3 protein-coding genes are annotated in these 2,802 nt (G+C 75.7%); 1 reads left to right on the top strand and 2 read right to left on the bottom strand.

The genetic code is table 11. The features are described from left to right. Nucleotides 1-214: 214 nt before the first annotated feature. The gene (locus RIM90_RS30840; RefSeq protein WP_309064037.1) at nucleotides 215-1,294 is read right to left on the bottom strand and encodes an NADH:flavin oxidoreductase/NADH oxidase; all 1,080 of its coding nucleotides are present in this window, start codon (nucleotides 1,292-1,294) and stop codon (nucleotides 215-217) included. 124 nt (nucleotides 1,295-1,418) lie between these two features. Between RIM90_RS30840 and RIM90_RS30835 the strand changes: the two genes are divergently transcribed. After that, nucleotides 1,419-1,778: a helix-turn-helix domain-containing protein gene (locus RIM90_RS30835; RefSeq protein ID WP_309064036.1), complete on the top strand. Its 360-nt coding sequence runs from the start codon at nucleotides 1,419-1,421 to the stop codon at nucleotides 1,776-1,778. A gap of 21 nt (nucleotides 1,779-1,799) precedes the next feature. Here the strand turns inward: RIM90_RS30835 and RIM90_RS30830 are convergent. Then, nucleotides 1,800-2,802: NADP oxidoreductase (locus tag RIM90_RS30830; RefSeq protein ID WP_309064035.1), on the bottom strand; the 1,003-nt coding region annotated here is incomplete at its 5' end.

Below are 2,802 nucleotides of genomic sequence, written 5' to 3'. Positions count from 1 at the left end.
CGCGGCGCGCACCGCGCGTTCTCGCGCGTCAGTCGCTGACCGCACGCGAGAGGGGGGGGGGGGGGGCGCGGGCCGGCGGCGCGCGCCGGGGCGCCCCCCCCCCCCCGCCGGCCGCGCCGGGGGCCGGGGGGCGCCCCGCGCCCCCCGGCCCCCCGGCATGGTGTCGCCCGCCGACGTCCCGCGCCCCGGCACGGGACGTCGGCGGGCGACACGGTCAGACCGAGCGGTGGTACTGGTCCGGCACGTGGACCTCGCCGCCCAGCTCGCGGGCCGCGTGCCGGGCCCACGAAGGGTTGCGGAGCAGCTCGCGGCCGAGGAACACCGCGTCCGCCTCGCCGTTGGCCAGGATCTTCTCGGCCTGCTCGGCGTCGGTGATCAGCCCGACGGCGGCGACCGGCATCGGCGTCTCCTCGCGCACCCGTGCGGCGAAGGGGACCTGGTAACCGGGCCCGGTCGGGATGCGGACGCCGGAGGCGTTGCCCCCGGTGGAGACGTCGAGCAGGTCGATGCCGCGGGCGTGCAGTTCGGTGGCGAAGCGGACGGTGTCGTCCGGGGTCCAGCCGGACTCCTCCAGCCAGTCCGTGGCCGAGATGCGGAAGAACAGCGGCTTGTCGTCCGGCCACTCCTCGCGCACGGCGTCGACGACCTCGAGCGCGAAGCGCGTCCGGTTCTCGTACGAGCCCCCGTAGGCGTCGGTGCGGTGGTTGGAGTGCGGGGAGAGGAACTCGTTGATCAGGTAGCCGTGGGCGCCGTGGATCTCGGCGATCTCGAACCCGGCGGCCAGCGCCCGGCGCGCCGCGGCGCGGAACCGGCCGACGATGTCATGGATCTCGTCGACGGTCAGCTCGTGCGGCACCGGGTGCCGCTCGTCGAAGGCGAGCGGGCTCGGGGCCACCGGCTGCCAGCCGTGCGCGTCCCGCCCCACCGGGGCGCCGCCCTTCCACGGGCGGTCGGTCGACGCCTTGCGGCCGGCGTGGGCGAGCTGGACGGCGGGAACGGTGCCCTGCGAGGCGAGGAAGCGGGTGATCCGCCGGAAGGCCTCGGCCTGGGTGTCGTTCCAGAGGCCGAGGTCGTACGGAGAGATGCGGCCCTCCGGCGACACGGCGGTGGCCTCGACGACGATCAGGCCCGTGCCGCCGGCGGCACGGGCCGCGTAGTGCGCGAAGTGCCAGTCGTCGGGCGCGCCGGTCCCGGGACCTTCGGGCGCGGCCGAGTACTGGCACATCGGAGGCATCCACACCCGGTTGGGGATCGTCACGTCGCGCAGGGTGTACGGCTCGAACAGCGTGCTCACGGAGGGCTCCAATCGGCGGGCCGGAGGGCAGTGCTGCTCGTACGATAAACATCGTAGTACGGGAGATGTCAAACTACGAAGGTCCTCGTACAATGAGGGCTCCCGGACCGACTGTGGAGCCGCCGTGACGACCGCCGCCCCCACCCCCAGCAGCCGCGATCTGCCGCACCCCGCGCGCGAGGAGATCCGGCTGGAGGGCGTGCTGCACGCGCTCTCCGACCCCGTGCGGCTGCGGATCGTCCGCGAGCTCGCCGCCGAGGGCGTCGAGCTGTCCTGCTCGCACTTCGTCCTGCCGGTCACCAAGTCCACCACCACGCACCACTTCCGGGTGCTGCGCGAGAGCGGCGTGATCCGGCAGATCTACGAGGGCACCGCCAAGATGAACGGCCTGCGCCGGGACGACCTGGACGAGCTCTTCCCGGGGTTGCTCGACTGCCTGCTCACCGCCGCCGCCCGCCAGGCCGCGCGGCGCGGCGGGGGCTGACCCGACGGCGGTCGGCGGGCTTCACGCGCCGGTGCTCCGTGCCGCCGCCAGCAGTGACTCCCAGTCGGGCAGCTTGACCACGCTCCGCCCGAGCGAGGCGCCGAGTTCCGCCTCGGCCCGCTCGATCGCCCGCCACCCCGCCCACTCGACCGGCTCGATCCCCTCGGCCCGCAGTGCCGCGGCCGGATCGCCGGCCACGTCGCGGACCGCCAGGGCGGGGAGGTCCTCCAGCAGGGACGTCACCGTCTCCTTCGCGCACGGCCGGTTGGTGCCGATGACACCCGTCGGGCCGCGCTTGATCCAGCCCGCCACGTACTCGCCCGGCGCGACGGCGCCCTCGCGCAGCACCCGTCCGGCGCGGTGCGGCACCGTGCCGCCGGCGGCGTCGAAGGGCAGCCCCTCCAGCGGCACCCCCCGGTACCCCACCGAACGCAGCACCAGCTGGGCCTCCACGTCCTCGAACCGTCCCGTGCCCGTCACGCCTCCGCGCCCGTCCGGCACCGTCCGCTCGAAGCGCACCGTGCCCACCCGGCCCGCCCGGGCGAGCAGTTCGACGGGGCGGAGGAAGAAGCGCAGCCGGATCAGGCGGCGGGCGCCCGGCACCGGTGTCCCGGCCCAGCCGCGCAGCACCTCGACGTTGCGGCGCTGCGGGGCGGGCAGCGCCGAGGGGTCCTGGTACGCCGGATCCAGCGCCAGCTCCGCCGGGTCGACGACGATCCCGGTGCCGGGCAACGTGCCCAGCTCGCGCAGCTCCTTGGTGGTGAAGCGGGCCTGGGACGGGCCGCGCCGGCCCACCATGTGGATGTCCGTCACCTCGCTCGCGGCGAGCGCGGTCAGGGCGGCGTGCGGCATGTCGGTCGGGCTCAGCTCCGTCACGCCCCGGGCCAGCATGCGCGTGACGTCCACGGCGACGTTCCCGACGCCGATGACCACGGCCGACCGGACGCCCCGCAGGAAACCGCCGTCGGCGGGGGTGCCTCCCCGCTCATGGGGGTGCCCCCGCTCGGGCGGGGGAGGGGCCGAG

The organism is Streptomyces sp. (assembly GCF_031181555.1).
GTDB classification, from domain to species: Bacteria; Actinomycetota; Actinomycetes; order Streptomycetales; family Streptomycetaceae; genus Streptomyces; species Streptomyces fimbriatus.
The sequence above is the reverse complement of the archived record's forward strand: the minus strand, read 5'-3'. Positions and strand labels throughout refer to the sequence as shown.